This window comes from Streptomyces sp. NPDC052036, from assembly GCF_040680495.1.
In the GTDB taxonomy this organism is placed as follows: Bacteria; Actinomycetota; Actinomycetes; order Streptomycetales; family Streptomycetaceae; genus Streptomyces.
The window spans coordinates 283,210-302,486 of record NZ_JBFAWW010000003.1; the positions used below are offsets into that span (position 1 = coordinate 283,210).

General features: G+C 70.9%; 15 protein-coding genes and 1 tRNA gene. 8 read left to right on the forward strand and 8 right to left on the reverse strand.

The annotated features are described in order from the left end of the window. Positions 1–21: 21 nt before the first annotated feature. Together cydD and AB0L95_RS07600 are read left to right on the forward strand one after the other, a co-directional pair. Entirely contained in the window at positions 22–3,555 is a 3,534-nt protein-coding gene (cydD, locus tag AB0L95_RS07595) for a thiol reductant ABC exporter subunit CydD (protein WP_365158431.1), read from the forward strand. Between the two features lie 279 nt (positions 3,556–3,834). Then, positions 3,835–4,770, forward strand: coding sequence for a peptidoglycan DD-metalloendopeptidase family protein (locus AB0L95_RS07600; RefSeq protein ID WP_365158434.1), 936 nt, complete (start codon positions 3,835–3,837; stop codon positions 4,768–4,770). A gap of 1 nt (position 4,771) precedes the next feature. Here AB0L95_RS07600 and AB0L95_RS07605 read toward each other — a convergent pair whose 3' ends face one another. The 4 genes from AB0L95_RS07605 to AB0L95_RS07620 all read right to left on the reverse strand — a co-directional run bounded on the left by AB0L95_RS07605 (position 4,772) and on the right by AB0L95_RS07620 (position 9,455). Next, positions 4,772–5,641, reverse strand: a complete 870-nt coding sequence (locus tag AB0L95_RS07605) for an HAD hydrolase family protein (RefSeq protein WP_365158437.1) — start codon at positions 5,639–5,641, stop codon at positions 4,772–4,774. Positions 5,642–5,797: 156 nt separating this feature from the next. Then, a complete protein-coding gene (locus AB0L95_RS07610; protein ID WP_365158439.1) occupies positions 5,798–6,700 on the reverse strand; it encodes an LLM class flavin-dependent oxidoreductase in 903 nt (300 codons plus the stop codon). Between the two features lie 78 nt (positions 6,701–6,778). Next, positions 6,779–7,339 (reverse strand): RNA 2'-phosphotransferase, encoded by a 561-nt coding sequence (locus AB0L95_RS07615; RefSeq protein ID WP_365158442.1) that lies wholly within the window; start codon positions 7,337–7,339, stop codon positions 6,779–6,781. A 361-nt stretch (positions 7,340–7,700) separates the two neighbouring features. Next, positions 7,701–9,455 carry an SDR family oxidoreductase gene (locus AB0L95_RS07620; protein WP_365158445.1) on the reverse strand — a complete coding sequence of 585 codons (1,755 nt, stop codon included), beginning with the start codon at positions 9,453–9,455 and terminating at the stop codon, positions 7,701–7,703. A gap of 316 nt (positions 9,456–9,771) precedes the next feature. On the opposite strand from AB0L95_RS07620, the gene AB0L95_RS07625 reads away from it, so the two are divergent. From AB0L95_RS07625 to AB0L95_RS07650, 6 genes are all read left to right on the forward strand, one after another. Next, on the forward strand, positions 9,772–10,734 hold the full coding sequence (locus tag AB0L95_RS07625; protein ID WP_365158756.1) for an ABC transporter ATP-binding protein: 963 nt from the start codon (positions 9,772–9,774) through the stop codon (positions 10,732–10,734). Next, positions 10,724–11,632 (forward strand): ABC transporter permease, encoded by a 909-nt coding sequence (locus tag AB0L95_RS07630; RefSeq protein WP_365158448.1) that lies wholly within the window; start codon positions 10,724–10,726, stop codon positions 11,630–11,632. Before AB0L95_RS07625 ends, AB0L95_RS07630 begins: the two co-directional genes overlap by 11 nt. Beyond that, positions 11,629–12,540, forward strand: a complete 912-nt coding sequence (locus tag AB0L95_RS07635; protein ID WP_365158451.1) for an ABC transporter ATP-binding protein — start codon at positions 11,629–11,631, stop codon at positions 12,538–12,540. The genes AB0L95_RS07630 and AB0L95_RS07635 overlap by 4 nt, the downstream gene beginning before the upstream one ends. A 10-nt stretch (positions 12,541–12,550) precedes the next feature. After that, entirely contained in the window at positions 12,551–13,270 is a 720-nt protein-coding gene (locus AB0L95_RS07640; RefSeq protein ID WP_365158454.1) for an ABC transporter permease subunit, read from the forward strand. A gap of 178 nt (positions 13,271–13,448) precedes the next feature. After that, complete coding sequence (locus AB0L95_RS07645; RefSeq protein ID WP_311693894.1) at positions 13,449–13,688, forward strand: hypothetical protein; 240 nt, start codon at positions 13,449–13,451, stop codon at positions 13,686–13,688. A gap of 409 nt (positions 13,689–14,097) precedes the next feature. Then, positions 14,098–14,183, forward strand: a tRNA-Ser gene (locus AB0L95_RS07650). 69 nt (positions 14,184–14,252) lie between these two features. On the opposite strand, the gene AB0L95_RS07655 is transcribed toward AB0L95_RS07650, so the two are convergent. The 4 genes from AB0L95_RS07655 to efeB form a co-directional block, all read right to left on the reverse strand. Further along, positions 14,253–15,071, reverse strand: coding sequence for an HAD family hydrolase (locus tag AB0L95_RS07655; RefSeq protein ID WP_365158457.1), 819 nt, complete (start codon positions 15,069–15,071; stop codon positions 14,253–14,255). Then, positions 15,068–16,345, reverse strand: a complete 1,278-nt coding sequence (serS, locus tag AB0L95_RS07660) for a serine--tRNA ligase (protein WP_365158460.1) — start codon at positions 16,343–16,345, stop codon at positions 15,068–15,070. The genes AB0L95_RS07655 and serS overlap by 4 nt, the downstream gene beginning before the upstream one ends. Positions 16,346–16,879: 534 nt before the next feature. After that, complete coding sequence (gene pheA, locus AB0L95_RS07665; protein ID WP_365158463.1) at positions 16,880–17,812, reverse strand: prephenate dehydratase; 933 nt, start codon at positions 17,810–17,812, stop codon at positions 16,880–16,882. Between the two features lie 91 nt (positions 17,813–17,903). Next, complete coding sequence (gene efeB / locus AB0L95_RS07670; protein ID WP_365158466.1) at positions 17,904–19,277, reverse strand: iron uptake transporter deferrochelatase/peroxidase subunit; 1,374 nt, start codon at positions 19,275–19,277, stop codon at positions 17,904–17,906.

Here is a 19,277-nt window from a genome sequence, read left to right on the forward strand (position 1 = left end):
GGACCGAAGGGCGTGTTTCACGTGAAACCGATCGATCCCCGTCTCCTCCGGTACGCCCGTACCACCCGCCTCTTCCTGGTGGCGGTGGTCGGTCTGGGCGTCGTCGGGGCATGTCTGGTCGTCGCCCAGGCGACGCTGATCGCCACCGTGGTGGTCGGTGCCTTCCAGCACCATGACTCGGTTGCCGCACTGCGTACACCGGTGCTGCTTCTGGTGGCTGTCGCGGTGGGCCGCGCACTGGTGTCGTGGCTCACCGAACTCGCCGCCCACCGAGCCAGCGCGGCCGTGAAGTCCGAACTGCGGGGGCGGCTGCTGGAGCGTGCGGGGGCGCTCGGTCCGGGATGGCTGAGCGCACAGCGGACCGGGTCGCTGGTCGCTCTGGCCACACGGGGAGTCGACGCCCTCGACGACTACTTCTCGCGCTATCTGCCTCAGTTGGGACTCGCGGTCGTGGTGCCGGCGGCCGTGCTCGCGCGGATCGTGACCGAGGACTGGGTGTCTGCGGCGATCATCGTCGGCACGTTGCCGCTGATCCCGATCTTCATGATGCTCATCGGCTGGGCCACGCGTTCCCAGATGGACCGTCAGTGGCGGCTGCTCTCCCGTCTGTCCGGTCACTTCCTGGATGTGGTCGCCGGGCTTCCGACCCTGAAGGTGTTCGGCCGGGCCAAGGCGCAGGCCGAGTCGATCAAGAGGATCACCGGCGAGTACCGGCAGGCGACGATGCGGACCCTGCGGATCGCCTTCCTGTCGTCCTTCGCGCTCGAACTGCTGGCCACGATCTCGGTCGCGCTCGTCGCGGTGACCATCGGCATGCGGCTCGTCCACGGCGACATGGACCTCTACATCGGGCTGGTCATCCTTGTGCTCGCGCCGGAGGCCTATCTGCCCCTGCGGCAGGTCGGCACGCAGTATCACGCGGCGGCGGAGGGACTCTCCGCGGCCGAGGAGATCTTCACGGTGCTGGAGACACCGGTGCCGACCTCGGGGACACAGCGTCTCCCCCACGGGGAGATCGCCTTCGAGGGACTGACCGTGCGCTACCCCGGCCGGTCGTCCGACGCGGTGTCCGGGCTGTCTCTGACGGTCGCACCGGGCGAGACGGTCGCTCTCGTCGGACCGAGCGGCGCAGGCAAGTCGACGCTGCTGAACGTTCTGCTCGGGTTTGTGACGCCCACCGAGGGGCGCGTACGGGTCGGGGGAGTCGATCTCGCCACGGCCGATCGGGAGGAGTGGCGCTCACGGGTCGCCTGGGTGCCGCAGCGGCCGCATCTGTACGCGGGGACCATTGCCGAGAACGTACGGCTGGCACGGCCCGATGCGGACGACACGGCAGTGCGCGGTGCGCTGGCCGATGCCGGTGCGCTGGAGTTCGTGGACACGCTGCCCGCCGGGGCCGACACCCTGCTCGGTGAGGACGGGGCGGGGCTCTCCGCCGGTCAGCGGCAACGGCTGGCCCTGGCCCGGGCCTTCCTCGCCGACCGTCCGGTGCTGCTGCTCGACGAGCCGACCGCGTCCCTGGACGGGGCGACCGAGGCGGAGGTCGTGTCGGCGGTGCGCCGGCTGGCGGCGGGTCGGACGGTGCTGCTGGTCGTGCACCGACCGGCGTTGCTCGGCCTCGCCGACCGGATCGTCCGCCTGGACGTGCACGAGCACCCCTCGAACGGTCCTCTGCCGTCCGGAGCCGCGCCGCTGCCGCGCCCCCGGACGCCGGAGGCGCCCACGACTCACCCCGAACTGCCCTCTGTCCCCACACCGGCAGAGCGCGGCGGCGCGCTCGCCCGCGTCCGTGCGATGGCTGGCCCCCGCCGGGGGCGGCTGGTCCTCGCCCTGCTGCTCGGGGGCCTCGCACTCGGCAGCGCCGTCGGTCTGATGGCGACCTCCGGTTGGCTCATCTCGCGGGCCTCCCAGCAGCCGCCGGTGCTGTATCTGATGGTCGCCGTGACGGCCACGCGGACGTTCGGCATCGGACGGGCCGTGTTCCGGTACGCGGAGCGGCTGGTGTCGCACGACGCCGTGCTGCGGATGCTGGCCGACACCCGGGTCGCGGTCTACCGGCGCCTGGAACGTCTCGCACCGGCCGGACTGCGCGCGACCCGGCGCGGCGACCTGCTGTCCCGGCTCGTCGCCGACGTGGACACCCTGCAGGACTACTGGCTGCGCTGGCTGCTGCCCGTGGGGGCCGCGCTGGTCGTCTCGGCGGGTTCGGTCGGCTTCACCGCCTGGCTGCTGCCTGAGGCTGGTGCCGTCCTCGCTGCCGGGCTGCTGGCGGCCGGAGTCGGCGTGCCCCTGGTGACGGGTGCCGTGGCGCGTCGTGCGGAGCGCCAACTGGCACCGGCCCGTGGAGCGCTGGCGACCCGGGTGACCGATCTGCTCACAGGAACCGCCGAACTGACGGTCGCCGGTGCGCTGCCTAGGCGGACCGCCGAGGTACGGCGGGCCGACGGGGTGCTCACGCGGATCGCCTCCCGTGCCGCGACCGCCACCGCCCTGGGCGACGGGCTCACCGCGCTCGTCACCGGGCTGACCGTCGCGGCGGCGGCTGTCGTGGGGGCGCAGGCCGTCGCCGGCGGACGGCTCGGCGGCGTCACCATGGCCGTCGTGGTGCTCACCCCGCTGGCCGCGTTCGAAGCGGTCCTGGGGCTGCCGCTCGCGGTGCAGCACCGGCAGCGGGTACACAGGAGCGCGGAGCGGGTGTACGAGGTGCTGGATGCCGCGGAGCCCGTACGCGAGCCGGAACGGCCCCTGCCGCAGCCGTCGTCGCCCTTCCCGCTCGTCCTGGAAGGGCTGACCGCCCGCCATGACGGACAGCAGCGCGACGCGCTGACCGGACTCGGGCTGACTCTCGAACAGGGCCGCAGGATCGCCGTGGTCGGCCCGTCCGGTGCGGGCAAGACGACGCTCGCGCAGGTGCTGCTGCGGTTCCTGGACCCGGCGGCAGGCGCGTACACGCTGGGCGGCACGGACGCCCGCGCGCTGGACGGTGACGAGGTCCGCCGCATGGTCGGACTGTGCGCTCAGGACGCGCATCTCTTCGACAGCTCGGTACGGGAGAACCTGCTGCTCGCACGGAAGGACGCGAGCGAGGGGGAGTTGCGTGACGCGCTCGCGCGGGCGCGCCTCCTGGACTGGGCCGACGGGCTGCCCGACGGCCTCGACTCACTGATCGGCGAGCATGGCGCACGGCTGTCCGGCGGTCAGCGTCAGCGGCTGGCGCTGGCCCGTGCCCTGCTCGCCGACTTCCCCGTCCTCGTTCTCGACGAGCCCGCGGAACACCTCGACCTGCCGACGGCGGACGCGCTCACCAGAGACCTGCTGGCCGTCACGGAGGGCCGTACGACGGTGCTGATCACCCATCGGCTGGCCGGGCTGGACGCGGTCGACGAGGTGATCGTGCTCGCGGAGGGCCGAGTGGTCCAGCGCGGCCCGTACGAGGAACTGGCGGCGGTGGAAGGGCCGTTGCGCACGATGGCGGAGCGGGAGGCCCGAGGGGATCTGCTGGACGACGGGGCGGGACACCGGGGCCGGACGGTGCCGGCCCTCGCCGACGTCTGACGGACGGCACCCGCGCAGCACCAAGGCCGACGCGGCGGACCCCCGGCCGGGGGACGCCGCTGGGCCATCCGTGGCCGCTCGTTCCGCCGGCCGTGGGACGTCAGCAGGACGGCGGCCGGGACACGGGCCACGATCGTTGACATGCCTTCATTTCTCCTTTCATCCACGCTTGTTCCCCTTCTCCTGGGTACGGTCGCGGTGCACCCTGCCTGGTCCGCCACGTCAGGGGGTGGGAGCGGGGCGGCGAGCGACGGTGCGGACACCGGGGTCAGTGTCAGGGTGGCGCGGCTCTACGAGGACTCGGCGACGGTGACACGGCAGTACGACACCGGGCGCCAGGAGGCCCAGAAGCAGCGCGCCATAGCCGGTCGGGACGACCAGCTCCTCACCCGTGAACACGGGCTCATATCGGCCCTGCACCAGGATCTCGGCCGGATGGCCCGGGCCCAGTACCGCCAGAGCGGCGGACTTCCGTACAGCGCGCAGACCCTGCTCCCGGACAGCGCGAAGGAGCTGATAGCGAGTCAGAGCACGTTCGCTCGGCTGGATCTCGCGGTCGCGAACGCGGTCATCCGGAGTCGCCTGGCGGAGGCCGGCCTCGCCGCCGAGCGGGCACAGGCATCGGCGCGGTGGCGGGCGCTGCAGAAGCGGAACGGGGAACTGGTGGCGCGCAAGCAGGCCCTCGAGGCGAAGCTGGAGCAGGCGCGATGGGCCCTGCAGAGCCAGGCCAACGCGTCAGCGGCCTCGGGGACGTGCCGGGCAGCGGTCCGCCTGGATCTGCCGGGCCGCAGGGCCGGACATCCCTGGATCGCGCCGGTGGAGGCGTACCGGCTCTCCGCGGGCTTCGGCAGCGGCGGCGACCACTGGTCGCACGGGCACACGGGCCAGGACTTCGCGGTGCCCATCGGGACGCCGGTGCGGGCGGTCGGGTCCGGGCAGGTGGTACGGGTGAAGTGCGGGGGCGCGTTCGGCATGGAGGTCGTCATCAGACATCCGGGCGGCTACTGCACGCAGTACGCCCATCTCGCCGCCGTGACCGTCGGGCCGGGCGACCGGGTGACGACCGGGCAGTTGATCGCCCAGTCGGGCACGACCGGCAACTCGACCGGACCGCATCTGCACTTCGAGGTCCGGTCCACCCCGGAGTGGGGGTCGGGTATCGACCCCGTGCCCTGGCTGGCGGCGCACGGCGTGCGGCTGTCAGTCCCCCGGTGACCTACGAGCGGTCCGCGAGGATCTGCTCGATCACCACGGCCACCCCGTCCTCGTTGTTGGCGACTGTCCGCCCGGACGCCGCGGCGACGACGTCCGGATGAGCGTTGCCCATCGCGTACGACCGGCCCGCCCAGGTGAGCATCTCCACGTCGTTCGGCATGTCGCCGAAGGCGACGACCTCCTTGTGGGAGATGCCCCGCTCGGCGCAGCACAGCGCGAGCGTGCTCGCCTTGGAGACACCGGGGCCGCTGATCTCCAGCAGCGCGCTGGGGCTGGACCGGGTGATGGTCGCGCGGTCCCCGACGGCGAGGCGGGCCAGGGTGAGGAAGGTGTCCGGGTCCAGCTCCGGGTGGTAGGCGAGGATCTTCAGTACCGGTTCGCCGGCGCCCGGCGCGTCCGGCGCCAGCAGTTTCTCGGCGGGCGCGAGAAGGTCCGGGACCTCCATGTGCAGCTTCGGGTACGCCGGCTCCTGGTAGAAGCCGTACGTCTGCTCGACCGCGTACACCGTCCCCGGGGCGGCGTCCCTCAGCAGCCGTACCGCGTCGAGCGCGTTCTCCCGGGCCAGCTCACGGACCTTGACAAACCGGTGTGTGCCGGGGCCGCCGTGCAGGTCCACCACGGCCGCGCCGTTGCCGCAGATGGCCAGCCCGTGCCCGTGGACGTGGTCGCTGACGACGTCCATCCAGCGGGCCGGGCGGCCGGTGACGAAGAACACCTCGATACCGGCCTCCTCGGCGGCGGCCAGTGCGGCGACCGTGCGCGCGGAGACCGACTTGTCGTCGCGCAGCAGGGTGCCGTCGAGATCTGTCGCGATCAGCCGGGGCGGAACGGTGGCGGCCGGGGTCTCGGGCTGTCGGGTCGCTGAGGTCACGGGCGCCATTCTCGCGCATATGCCCGCACGGGCGTGCGTGAGTCCGCACACGTGAGTGGTGACGCTCCTCACCAGCGCCGTCACACCACGTCACTCCGCGCCATGCCGCGCCATGCCGCGCCATCCTCTGTCGTGCCCCGGCATGCTCGGTCGTGATCAGTCGAGCTGGGCCAGGGCCTCCATGGCGATTTGCTCGAAGACCTTCTCGTCCGCGGCGAAGTCGGAGTCGGGGATGGGCCAGTGGATCACGATGTCGGTGAAGCCGAGCTCGGCGTGCCGGCCGGCGAAGTCGACGAACGCGTCGAGGGACTCCAGCGGCCGTCCGCGGTCCGGGGTGAAGCCGGTGAGCAGGACCTTGTCGAGTTCCGTCACATCGCGGCCGATCGCCGCGCATGCGTCGGCCAGCTTCTCGGTCTGGCCGCGCAGGGCCTCCACCGACTGCTCCGGGGTGCCGCTCTCGTACAGCTTCGGGTCGCCGGTCGTCACCCACGCCTGGCCGTGGCGGGCGGCGAGCTTCAGGCCGCGGGGCCCGGTCGCGGCCACCGCGAAGGGCAGCCGGGGCCGCTGGACGCAGCCGGGGATGTTGCGCGCCTCATGGGCGGAGTAGTGGACGCCCTCGTAGGAGACGGAATCCTCGGTGAGCAGCCGGTCGAGCAGCGGTACGAACTCGCCGAACCGGTCGGCGCGCTCGCGCGGGGTCCAAGGATCCTGGCCGAGCGCGGTGGCGTCGAAGCCGGTGCCGCCCGCTCCGACACCCAGCGTGATCCGGCCTCCGGAAATGTCGTCGAGGGAGATCAGCTCCTTGGCGAGGGTGACCGGGTGCCGGAAGTTCGGCGAGGTCACCAGGGTGCCCAGACGCAGCTGGTCGGTGACGGCCGCGGCAGCCGTCAGGGTCGGCACCGCGCCGAACCAGGGGCCGTCGCGGAAGGAACGCCACGACAGGTGGTCGTAGGTGAACGCGGTGTGGAAGCCGAGCTGCTCCGCGCGCTGCCATGCGGAACGCCCGCCCTCGTGCCAGCGGAGGTACGGCAGGATCACGGTGCTCAGACGCAGACTCATGCTTCGAGCCTAAGCGGAGGCACGGGGTGCTCTTTGCGCGGGCTTGATCGGCCGGGCTTAGGCATCGGAGGCGCAGCGTCAGTGCGGCCCCGGGAATCGCAGGTAGCGCGGGGGGACGGCCTGGGTGAGCCACACCCCGTTCGCGCTCCTATGGAAGACATGGCCGTCGCGGTGCATGGCGCCGGCGTCCACGGTGAGGACGACGGGACGGCCGCGGCGGGCCCCGACCCGGGTGGCGGTCTCGCGGTCCGGCGACAGATGGACGTCGTGCCGGTTCATGGGCTTGAGGCCCTCCGCCCGGATGGCGTCCAGATGGCGTGCCACGGTCCCGTGGTACAGGTACGCGGGCGGGGTCGCCGGGGGCAGCCCCAGATCGATGTCGACGCTGTGTCCCTGGCTGGCGCGGATGCGGGTGCCCTCGATCGCGAAGCGCCTCTTGTCGTTGGTGGCGACCACGTGGTCCAGCTCCGGGCGGGTGATCCGGAAGCCGTGTGAGGCCGCCGCGGCGAGCAGCGTGTCGATCTCCACCCAGCCGCCTTCGTCGAGTGTGAGGCCGATCCGCTCCGGCTGGTGCCGCAGATGCTTCGAGAGGTACTTCGACACCTTCACGGTGCGTCTCTCGTCGTTCCCTTCTGTCATCCTCCCAGCGTGCGGGAGAGACGCGGATCACGCATGTGATTTTGTTCCGGATGTTTGATCCACAAGCAAGTGCGGTTATCCACAGGGGAATTGGCGCCACTGTGGACAACTGGCGTGCGATTACGAGGTATTCCTCAATTTATGCCCCATCAGCGACTGTTGCGGAGTGTTCGTGGCAAATGCTCCTTGCCTGTGCCTTGTTGCGAGACCGGTAACCCGGTCGTTGACTCACTGGTGCGCCAACCGAGGTCACTTTCCCGTCGGATTGGCGATATGCCCTGAAGCGCAGACAATTTGACTGAGCGTCAGCAAGGGATGTGGCAGACCATGGCGCCCCAACCACCCGCTCCACCACCGCGCATCACCATCGCGGCTCCCAACGAGCCATGGCCCGTAGTGCGCTTGGAGCGAAGCGAGACACCAGGCGAAGCGCACGCGCCTCCGGAGTCACCGGCACCACCGGCTGGTTGCGTACGACAGCACGCAGGATCGCGGCGGCGACCTTCTCCGGCGGATACCCCCGCAGACCGTACAGACGCGTCGCCCTCCTCTGCCGGCGTTTCTCCTCCTCCGCGTCCACGCCCGTGAAGCGTGCGGTCGAGGTGATGTTCGTGCGGACGAAACCGGGGCAGATCGCCGTAACCCCGATGTCCTGACCGGCCAGTTCGGCCCGCAGGCACTCGCTCAGCATCAGGACCGCCGCCTTGGAGGTGCTGTAGGCGGGCAGCGCCCTGGACGGCTGGTAAGCGGCCGCGGACGCGATGTTGACGATGTGGCCGCCCTGGCCTCGCTCGGCCATCCGCTTCCCGAAGAGCCGACAACTGTGCAGCACACCCCACAAGTTGACGTCCAGCACCGTGCGCCAGTCCTCGGCGGTCGTGTCGAAGAAGGATCCCGACAGGCCGATCCCCGCGTTGTTCACCAGCACGTCCACCACCCCGTGGTCCGCGGCGACGCGCTCGGCGAGCTTCTCCATGGCCTGTTCGTCCGACACGTCGGCCTGCTCGGCCCATGCCCCGGCGGCGCCGTGCAGCCGGGCCTGTTCCGCGGTGCCGGCCGCGCTCCGCGGGTCCCGGTCGACGGCCACCACGCGCGCGCCCGCCTTGGCGAACGCGAGGGCCGTGGCCCGCCCGATGCCGCTGCCCGCGCCGGTGACCAGCACGAGGTGCCCCCCGAACCGGTCCGCGTACCGTCCGTTCGCCGTCGGTGACGGATCTCCGTCCTCGACGGACGTCACGAACTCCCCGATCCAGGAGGCGACCTGGTCGGGGCGGGTGCGCGGGATCCAGTGCTTCGCCGGCAGCGTGCGGCGCGTCAACTGCGGTACCCACCGCTCCAGTTCATCGTCGAGCCGCTGCGACAGGAACGGGTCTTCGAGGGGGGTGATCAGCTGGACGGGCGCGTGCGCGTACGCGTCGGTGCGCGGGTGGCGCAGCCGCGGTCGTACGTTGTCTCGGTACAGCCAGGCGCCGTGGGCCGCGTCCGTGGGCAGTGTCGGGGCCGGGTGGCCGCCGCCCGTGACCTTCTCGGCGCGCCGCAGCAGTTCCGGCCAGCGTCTGCCGAGCGGGCCGCCCCACATGAGTTCCGGCAGGGCGGGGGTGTGCAGCAGATACACGTACCAGGACCGGGCGCCCTGGCCGAGCAGCTGGGCCGCCCGGCGCGGGGTCGGCCGACGCAGCCGCTGCTTGATCCAGTGGCCGAAGTGGTCCAGGGACGGCCCGGACATCGAGGTGAAGGACGCGATCCGGCCCTCGGTGCGCCGGACGGTGACGAACTCCCACGACTGCACCGAACCCCAGTCGTGCCCCACGAGGTGCACCGGCCGGTCCGGGCTGACCGCGTCCACGACGGCCAGGAAGTCGTCCGTCAGCCTCTCCAGCGTGAACCCGCCCCGCAGTGGCCTCGGCGCCGTCGACCGGCCATGGCCTCGGACGTCGTAGAGCACCACATGGAACCGGCCGGCCAGCCGCACAGCCACCTCCGACCAGACCTCCTTGCTGTCCGGGTAGCCGTGGACGAGCACCACCGTGGGCCGGCCGGGATCCCCCAGCTCGGCCACGCTCAGCTCGACCCCGCCCGTCCGTACCCGGCGCTCCCGCGCCCCCTCAAGAGTCACTTGTCCTCCGCCCGGCCCCGCGGACACGTCGGTGTGCCGGGCCTCCTGCCGCGACCGCACCGCCGTCCACGCCGACCACAGTTGGTGTCCGTCGCGTGACACCGGCGAATGTGACAGTTGTTAGAGAGCGCGTCAACAGGCCCCGGTTCATCTGTGGACAACCGCGGCAAGGGGGACAATGCGAGCCGGTTCGGCCGGCCGGTTGTTCGACCTCAGGGTGACCCTTACGGGCCCGTACGACTGGAGGCTGACCCGCAGACAGCTCTGCGGTCTGACGACGTCAGTGGTACGCGTCACTACCGTCGACGGTGTGACTGTGATCGCGACCGAAAGCCTGAGCAAGCGGTTCCCCCGGGTGACCGCGCTTGACCGGCTCTCCGTGGATGTCGGACCCGGTGTGACGGGGCTCGTCGGCGCCAACGGAGCCGGCAAGTCCACATTGATCAAGATCCTGCTGGGTCTGTCCCCCGCCACCGAGGGCCGAGCCGAGGTGCTCGGCCTCGACGTCGCCTCCAAGGGCGGCGCCATCCGCGAGCGCGTCGGGTACATGCCGGAGCACGACTGCCTGCCGCCCGATGTGTCGGCCACCGAGTTCGTCGTCCACATGGCGCGGATGTCCGGGCTGCCCCCGGCCGCCGCCCGTGAGCGCACCGCGGACACCCTGCGCCATGTCGGCCTGTACGAGGAGCGCTACCGCCCCATCGGCGGCTACTCGACCGGCATGAAGCAGCGCGTGAAGCTCGCGCAGGCCCTGGTCCACGACCCCCAGCTGGTGTTCCTCGACGAGCCGACCAACGGTCTCGACCCGGTCGGCCGCGACGAGATGCTCGGCCTGATCCGCCGCGTGTACACCGACTTCGGCATCTCGGTCCTGGTCACGTCGCATCTCCTGGGCGAGCTGGAGCGCACCTGCGACCACGTCGTCGTCATCGACGGCGGCAAGCTGCTGCGCTCCAGCTCCACCCAGGACTTCACCCAGACCACCACGACCCTCGCGATCGAGGTCACCGACACCGACGAGCACCCGGACGGCACCCGCGCGGTGCGCGAGGCGCTCCACGCGCGCGGGGTGACCACCCACGACGGCAGCGGGCTGCCGGGTGCCGGGCACGTCCTGCTGCTGACCGCGGAGGGGGAGCAGACGTACGACCTGGTCCGGGACGTCGTCGCCGACCTGGGCCTCGGCTTGGTCCGCATGGAACAGCGCAGGCACCACATCGCGGAGGTCTTCAAGGACAGCGACGAGCAGCGGAAGGAGGCGGTCGGCCATGGCGGTTGAGCAGCCCACGGCTCACGAGGCCGAGCAGACCCGGATCCACAACATCGGCTACCGCTCGTACGACGGCCCGCGCCTGGGCCGTGCCTACGCCCGCCGGTCGCTGTACTCGCAGTCCCTGCGCGGCGCCTACGGCCTCGGCCGTTCGGTGAAGTCCAAGGTGCTGCCGATGCTGCTCTTCGTGGTGATCTGCGCCCCCGCGCTGATCATGGTCGCGGTCGCGGTCGCCACGAAGGCGAAGGACCTGCCGGTCGAGTACACGCGCTACGCGATCATCATGCAGGCCGTCATCGGTCTGTACGTCGCCTCCCAGGCGCCCCAGTCAGTCTCCCGGGATCTGCGCTTCAAGACCGTGCCCCTGTACTTCTCGCGCCCCATCGAGACCTCCGACTACGTCCGCGCCAAGTACGCGGCCCTGGCCTCCGCGATGTTCGTCCTGACGGCCACGCCGCTGCTCGTCCTCTATGTGGGCGCGCTGCTCGCCAAGCTGGACTTCGGCCACCAGACGAAGGGATTCGCCGAGGGACTGGTCTCCGTGGCCCTGCTCTCCCTGCTGTTCGCCGGGATCAGCCTGGTCATCGCGGCGGCCACCCCCCGGCGCGGCTTCGGCATCGCGGCCGTCATCGCCGTCCTGACCATCTCGTACGGAGCCGTCTCCACCATCCAGGCCATCGCGGACGCGCAGTCGGGCGACACCGCCGCCATCGTCTGGATGGGACTGTTCTCGCCCGTCACGCTGATCGACGGCGTACAGACCGCCTTCCTGGGCGCGAGCTCCTCCTTCCCCGGCGGGGTAGGACCCTCGACCGGGCAGGGACTCGTCTACCTCCTCGTCGTCCTGGGACTCATCGCGGGCAGCTACGGCCTGCTGATGCGCCGCTACCGAAAGGCCGGACTGTGACCACGCTCACCATCGACCACGTCTCGCGCTGGTTCGGCAACGTGGTCGCCGTCAACGACGTCACGATGACGGTCGGCCCCGGCGTCACCGGCCTGCTCGGCCCGAACGGCGCGGGCAAGTCCACCCTCATCAACATGATGGGCGGCTTCCTCGCTCCCTCCACCGGTACCGTCACCCTCGACGGCCGGCCCGTGTGGCGCAACGAGCAGATCTACCGGCACATCGGCATCGTCCCCGAGCGCGAGGCGATGTACGACTTCCTCACCGGCCGGGAGTTCGTCGTCGCCAACGCGGAGCTGCACGGCCTGGGCGCGAAGGCCGCCCAACGGGCGCTCGCCACGGTCGAGATGGAGTACGCGCAGGACCGGAAGATCTCCACGTACTCCAAGGGCATGCGCCAGCGCGTGAAGATGGCGTCCGCCCTGGTGCACGATCCGTCCCTGCTGCTGCTCGACGAGCCGTTCAACGGCATGGACCCACGCCAGCGCATGCAGCTGATGGAACTGCTGCGGCGCATGGGTGCCGAGGGCCGCACGGTGCTCTTCTCGTCCCACATCCTCGAAGAGGTCGAGCAGCTCGCCTCGCACATCGAGGTGATCGTCGCCGGACGGCACGCCGCGAGCGGCGACTTCCGGAAGATCCGCCGTCTGATGACCGACCGTCCGCACCGCTACCTGGTGCGCTCCAGCGACGACCGGGCACTCGCGGCCGCGCTGATCGCCGACCCGTCGACGTCCGGCATCGAGGTCGACCTCGTGGAGGGCGCGCTGCGCATCCAGGCGGTGGACTTCGGCCGATTCACGGCCCTGTTGCCGAAGGTCGCGCGCGAGCACGGCATCCGGCTCTTCACGGTCTCCCCGTCGGACGAGTCCCTCGAGTCCGTGTTCTCGTATCTGGTCGCGGCGTAGGAGGCCGAAGATGTACGACCCCACAGTCGCCCGGCTCACCTACCGGGGCCTGCTCGGCCGTCGCCGGGCCCTCATACTCGGCGCGCTGCCCGCTCTGCTGATCGTGATCTCCGTGGTCGTCCGGGCGCTGACCGGCGCCGACGACCAGGTGGCGCATGACGTGCTCGGCGGATTCGCGCTCGCCACCATGGTGCCGATCATCGGCGTCATCGCGGGCACCGGTGCGATCGGGCCCGAGATCGACGACGGCTCGGTGGTGTATCTGCTGGCCAAGCCGGTGAAGCGGCCCACGATCATCATCACCAAGCTGATCGTCGCCATCGCGGTCACCATGGCGTTCTCGGCGCTGCCCACGTTCGTCGCGGGCATGATCCTCAACGGCAACGGCCAGCAGATCGCGGTCGCGTACACGGTGGCGGCGCTGGTCGCCTCCATCGCCTACGCGGCGCTGTTTCTGCTGTTCGGCACGGTCAGCCGGCACGCGGTGGTCTTCGGGCTGGTCTACGCGCTGGTCTGGGAGGCGCTCTTCGGCTCGCTGGTCTCCGGTGCGCGCACGCTCAGCATCCAGCAGTGGGCGCTCGCCGTGGCGCACAAGGTCTCCGACAGCTCGCTCGTCACCTCGGACGTCGGACTGCCCACCGCGACGGTGCTGCTGATCGTGGTGACCGTGGCCACCACCTGGTACGCGGGCCAGAAGCTGCGGACGCTGACCCTCGCGGGCGAGGAGTAAGGGACCCCGCGGGGCCCCGGCGGGCCTCAGGTACGGGTGCGGCCGAGCAGAAGGCCGCACCCGTACCGGGCTCGGCGGCGAGCCGTCGTTCTTGCCCTTTTCGAAGGCGTTTTTGACAGCGGCTTCACATCTGCCTGGGCACACTGGGCAAAGGGGATGTGCTGCGAAAGGACTGGGGATGACAGCGGAGGCACCAGGGGGCGAAGGGCCGGGCGAGGCCGGGGACGCCTGGGACGGCGCCGTGTTCGACGAGGACTTCATACGGTCCGCGCCGACGACGGAGCCCTCCGCGCGCGCCCGGATGCTGGCCGCGCGCTGGCGGAACGAGGCGCCCGACCCCCAGCCGTGGCGCTCGGACGAGCCGCCCGCCGGATGGTTCTTCAGCAAGGCGCGCCGTCGCAGGTGGCGCCGCCGGTAGCGGCCGTAGCCGCCACGGGGGCTGGTGCGTGCTGCCCGCGGGGTTGGTGTGCTTTCCCCGCGAGAGCGGTGCGTCCTGTTCGCGAGAGCGGTGCGGTCCTGTCCGGGAGTCCGGTGCGTCCTGCCCCGGAGTCCGGTGGGCTCTCCCCGCACGGCCGGTGCGTTTTATTCAGTGGCGTCCGATACGACGGACGGGCACAGTGGAGTCCACGACGCCGGACCGAGCCGGCGCCATGTTCTGGGAGAGGAGCCGGGCGATGTCTCTGCACGGCAGTACGCCCAGCTCCCGACAGGGCAGCCCGCGGCGGGCTCCGGAGTAGCCACCTCTCCGTCGAGCCCCGCTCCACACGGGGAGCTGCCCGGGGCGGCCGCTTCGAGCGCGCGACAGGATTCGCGCGGGCCGCCCACCCGGAGGATTGGCCGAGTGGTAAGGCACCGGCTTGCTAAGCCGTGGTCGGGGTCAGTCCCCGCGCGCGTTCGATCCGCGCATCCTCCGCGAGACACCGGCGCCCTTCCCGGCGCACAGCACCGAACCGGCCGGCGCCCCCGCCCGGTCAAGCACCCTCTAACCCAGCAACCGCTCCAGCACGACCGCGATGCCGTCCTCCTCGTTGGACAGCGTCACCTCGTTCGCCACCGCCTTGAGGTCCTCGTGCGCATTGGCCATGGCCACGCTGTGGCCGGCCCACGCGAACATCGGTATGTCGTTCGGCATGTCGCCGAAGGCAATCGTGTCCGCGGCCTTCATCCCCAGGCGGCGGGCCGCCAGCGACAGACCCGTGGCCTTCGTCAGGCCCAGCGGCAGGATTTCCACTATCCCCTCGCCCGCCATGGTCACTCCGACCAGGCCCCCGGCGGCCTGCTGTGCCGCCTCGGCCAGTTCGTCGTCGCTCAGGGTCGGGTGCTGGAGGTACACCTTGTTCAGCGGCGCCGACCACAGCTCCGCCGCGTCCCGGATCGGCTGGTGCGGCAGCGGCCCCTCATGGACCCGGTAGCCGGGGGCGACCAGGACCTCACCGTCCAGCCCGTCCCGGCTCGCCGCCAGCAGCAGCGGGCCCACCTCGGCCTCGATCTTCGCCAGCGCGAGACCCGCGATCTGCCGGTCCAGCGTCACCGACGTCAGCAGCCGCTGCTCCCCCGCGTCGTACACCTGCGCCCCCTGGCCGCACACCGCGAGCCCCCGGTATCCGAGGTCGTCGAGGATGGGACGGGTCCAGGGGACGGCGCGGCCGGTGACGACGATGTGCGCCGCGCCCGCTTCGGTGGCCGCGGCGAGCGCCGCACGGGTGCGCGCGGAGACCGTCTCGTCGGGACGCAGGAGCGTCCCGTCGAGGTCGGTCGCGATCAGTCGGTACGGAAGTCGGGCGCCCTCGGCCGTGCTCACTTGGCCACGGGCTCCAGCAGCTCCCGGCCGCCCAGGTAAGGGCGCAGAACCTCGGGCACCCGCACGGAGCCGTCGGCCAGCTGGTGGTTCTCCAGGATCGCCACGATCGTCCGCGGTACGGCGCACAGCGTGCCGTTCAGCGTCGCCAGCGGCTGCACCTTCTTGCCGTCCCGCATGCGGACCGACAGACGGCGGGCCTGGAAGCCGTCGCAGTTCGAGGCCGAGGTCAGCTCGCGGTACTTGCCCTGGGTGGGGATCCAGGCCTCGCAGTCGTACTTGCGCGAGGCGGACGCGCCCAGGTCGCCCGTCGCCACGTCGATGACCTGGAACGGCAGCTCAAGGGCGGTGAGCCACTCCTTCTCCCACTCCAGGAGCCGCTTGTGCTCGTTCTCGGCGTCCTCGGGGTCGACGTACGAGAACATCTCGACCTTGTCGAACTGGTGCACACGGAAGATGCCCCGCGTGTCCTTGCCGTAGGTGCCGGCCTCGCGGCGGAAGCACGGGGAGAAGCCTGCATAGCGCAGCGGCAGCTTGTCCGCGTCGATGATCTCGTCCATGTGGTACGCGGCGAGCGGGACCTCGGAGGTGCCGACCAGATAGAAGTCGTCCTTCTCCAGGTGGTACACGTTCTCCGCGGCCTGGCCGAGGAAGCCGGTGCCCTCCATGGCGCGCGGGCGGACCAGGGCGGGGGTCAGCATCGGGGTGAACCCGGCCTCCCCGGCCCTCGCCATCGCCGCGTTCACGAGCGCCAGCTCCAGCAGGGCGCCGACACCCGTCAGGTAGTAGAAGCGCGATCCGGAGACCTTCGCACCCCGCTCGACGTCGATCGCGCCGAGTGCCTCGCCGAGCTCCAGGTGGTCCTTGGGCTCGAAGCCCTCGGCGCCGAAGTCGCGAACGGTGCCGTGCGTCTCCAGGACGACGAAGTCCTCCTCGCCGCCGACCGGGACGTCGGGGTGCACCACGTTGCCGAGCTGGAGCAGAAGCCGCTTGGCCTCCTCGTCGGCCTCGTGCTGCTCGGCGTCGGCCGCCTTGACGTCGGCGGCGAGCCGGCTCGCCTTCTGCAGCAGTTCGGCCTTCTCGTCGCCGGAGGCCTTGGGGATCAGCTTGCCGAGCGCCTTCTGCTCGGAACGGAGCTCGTCGAAGCGGACGCCGGACGACCTGCGCCGCTCGTCGGCGGAGAGGAGGGTGTCGACGAGCGCGACATCCTCACCACGGGCGCGCTGGGAAGCGCGAACACGGTCGGGGTCCTCACGGAGCAGGCGAAGGTCAATCACCCCTCAAGGCTACCGGTGCGGAGTTACGGCTTACGACTCCGTTTATCGATCCGTGGCGCATGTTCCGTTGTGCGGCAATTACGCAGCGTGTCAAGAAAGGGGACGCTGTCGCCGGAAGGGGGCGGTCCGGGTGTACTCGGTTGACTGGAATTCCTTGCGGGCAGCGGGATTTGAGATCCGCTTGTCCACAGTCATCCACAGGGCTCAGAAAGTTATCCACAGGCTGTGCGGAAGGTCTGTGGACTTCGGAATTGATCATTCCGAAGACCCTCCAGGAGGGGAAAATTCACCGCACAAAGCCCCACCACTTGCACTTTCGGGTGTAAAAGGGTCGCCCCGAAGAGGTGATCGAGAGAAACAGGTGGACAACTGTGCCGGACGCGATGATGGACAGCCGGGGCCCATCGGAGAGATTTGTCGACCCGGATGCGGGGCGTTGTCGACTTGTCCCCAGATCGAGAAGCCCACCTGTGGATAACTTCTGTGGACAACGAAAATCCGCAGGTCGTACCAGACGTTCCAGAACCCGATGTCCTAGAACCGGCCGTCCTGGCAGCGCGCCACCCAGTCCGCGGCCACCATGAACTCGTCGTCCGACGTCCCCGTCGACGGGACGCGGACATCCGCCGCGGTGATGTCCGCGCGCGGGTACGAGCCGAGGAAGCGCACCTGGAGGCAGATCCGCTTCAGTCCCATCAGGGCCTCGGCCACCCGGCGGTCGGAGATATGGCCCTCGGCGTCGACGCAGAAGCAGTAGTTCCCGATTCCCTCTCCGGTCGGGCGGGACTGCAGCAGCATCAGGTTGACCCCTCGGACGGCGAACTCGCCCAGCAGGTCGCGCAGACCGCCGGGGTGGTCGTCGCGCTGCCACAGAACGACCGAGGTCTTGTCCGCGCCGGTCGGAGCCGCCGGCCGGGCGGGCCTGCCGACCAGCACGAACCGCGTCTGTGCGTTCTCCGCGTCGTGGATGCCGGTCTCCAGCGCCTCCAGGCCGTAGCGCGCGGCGGCGAACTCACCCGCGAACGCCGCGTCGTAGCGACCCTCCTGGACCAGGCGGGCGCCGTCCGCGTTGGACGCCGCGGACTCCCAGACGGCGTCCGGGAGATGAGCCTTCAGCCAGTTGCGCACCTGCGGCTGCGCGGCGGGATGCGCGGTGATCGACTTGATCTCGGAGAGCTTGGTGCCGGGCCGCACCAGCAGCGCGAAAGTGATCGAGAGGAGGACCTCCCGGTAGATCATCAGGGGCTCGCCGGCGACCAGCTCGTCGAGGGTGGTCGTGATGCCGCCCTCCACCGAGTTCTCGATCGGCACGAAGGCGGCCTCCGCCTCGCCGTTGCGGACGGCGTCGAGCGCCGCCGGGACCGACACCATCGGGACGAGCTCCCGGGTCGCGGATTCCGGCAGCGTGCGCAGGGCGACCTCGGTGAAGGTGCCTTCGGGACCGAGATACGCATAGCTGGCTGGCATGACCTCACCCTAATGGGCCTCGACGGGACCCGGCTCGAACCTGTGGAAAACGATGATCGCGTCCCGCGGTCACCGCTCGGTCACTGCTCTGTCATCCCTCCAGCAGCCGCTGCCCCACGTACTCTCCCTCCGCCGCTCCGCCCGGCACCGCGAACAGCCCGCTCGCCTCATGACGGATGTACTGCGACAGCGCGTCGCCCCGGTCGAGCTTGCGCTGGACCGGGACGAAGCCGCGCAGCGGGTCCGCCTGCCAGCAGATGAACAGCAGGCCCGCGTCGGGCGTCCCGTCCGCGTCGAAGCCGTCGTGGAAGGAGAACGCGCGGCGCAGCATCGCCGCGTCCCCGTTCTGGTCGGGCCGGGTGATGCGCGCGTGTGCGTTCAGCGGCACCACCGGGGAGCCGTCGGCAGCGGACTTCTCCAGGTCCATCTCGGTCGTCTCGGTGCCGCCGCTGAGCGGTGCCCCCGTGGCCTTGCGGCGACCGATGACAGCCTCCTGGGCCTGGAGCGAGAGCTTCTCCCAGTCGTCGAGGAGCATACGGATCCGGCGTACGACCGCGTACGAGCCGTTGGCCATCCAGGCCGGGTCACCGGGGGCGGGGACGAAGATCCGCCGGCCGAAGTCGGCGTCGGTGGGTTTCGGGTTGTGGGTGCCGTCGATCTGGCCCATCAGATTGCGCGCCGTCATGGGGTGTGCGGTGGCACCCGGGGAGCGGTTGAAGCCGTTCATCTGCCAGCGCAGCCGCGCCGCGCTGCCCGCGTCCTTCTGGAGGGCGCGCAGGGCGTGAAAGGCGACGAGCGCGTCGTTGGCACCGATCTGGACCCAGAGATCGCCGTTGCTGCGGGACTTGTCCAGCCGGTCCGAGGAGAAGTCGGGCAGCGGGTCCAGGGAGGTCGGGCGCTGCTTCTCCAGGCCCGTTCGGGAGAAGAAGCTGTTCCCGAAGCCGAACGTGACCGTCAGGGCCGAGGGGCCGGCGTCACGGGCGACGTCGGTGTCATCGTGCGGTGCCGCCTCACCGGCCATCAGCCGCTCGGCGGTCACCGACCAGCGGCGCAGCAGCGCGGCGGCCTCCGTGCGGCCCGCACCCGCCGCCAGGTCGAAGGCGGCGAGATGGCCGTGTGCCTGGACGGCGTCGGTGATGCCGGGCTGATGTTTCCCGTGAAACATCGCCCGGTCCGCGCCGAGCGAGGTCAGGGGCAGGGCCTTGTCGGCGGGCGCAGCCGCGTAGCCGGCGGCTCCGCCCGCCGCGCCCAGCGCCAGCCCGGTGGCCCCGGCGGTCCCGAGCAGCCGCCGCCGCGAGATCACGCCCCGGGGGAAGGTGGAGCCGGAGCCGGCGTTCTCAGGGGTGCTCGTGGAGGGCCTCTTGGTCGTGGCTCCCTTGGGGGAGCCCTGGGCGGTGGAGCGGCCCGGCGACTTCTGGGACGGGATGTCCTCGGGGGACGCTTCCGGCGTGGACTGGTCAGCCAT

Excerpts from the sequence above, each read along its gene's own strand:
- AB0L95_RS07645 (WP_311693894.1), top strand. The coding sequence starts at position 13,449 with ATGACAGCGGAGGCACCAGGGGGCGAAGGGCCGGGCGAGGCCGGGGAC.
- AB0L95_RS07640 (WP_365158454.1), top strand. The coding sequence starts at position 12,551 with ATGTACGACCCCACAGTCGCCCGGCTCACCTACCGGGGCCTGCTCGGC.
- pheA (WP_365158463.1), bottom strand. The coding sequence starts at position 17,812 with ATGCCAGCCAGCTATGCGTATCTCGGTCCCGAAGGCACCTTCACCGAG.
- AB0L95_RS07630 (WP_365158448.1), top strand. The coding sequence starts at position 10,724 with ATGGCGGTTGAGCAGCCCACGGCTCACGAGGCCGAGCAGACCCGGATC.
- AB0L95_RS07610 (WP_365158439.1), bottom strand. The coding sequence starts at position 6,700 with ATGAGTCTGCGTCTGAGCACCGTGATCCTGCCGTACCTCCGCTGGCAC.
- AB0L95_RS07615 (WP_365158442.1), bottom strand. The coding sequence starts at position 7,339 with ATGACAGAAGGGAACGACGAGAGACGCACCGTGAAGGTGTCGAAGTAC.
- efeB (WP_365158466.1), bottom strand. The coding sequence starts at position 19,277 with ATGGCTGACCAGTCCACGCCGGAAGCGTCCCCCGAGGACATCCCGTCC.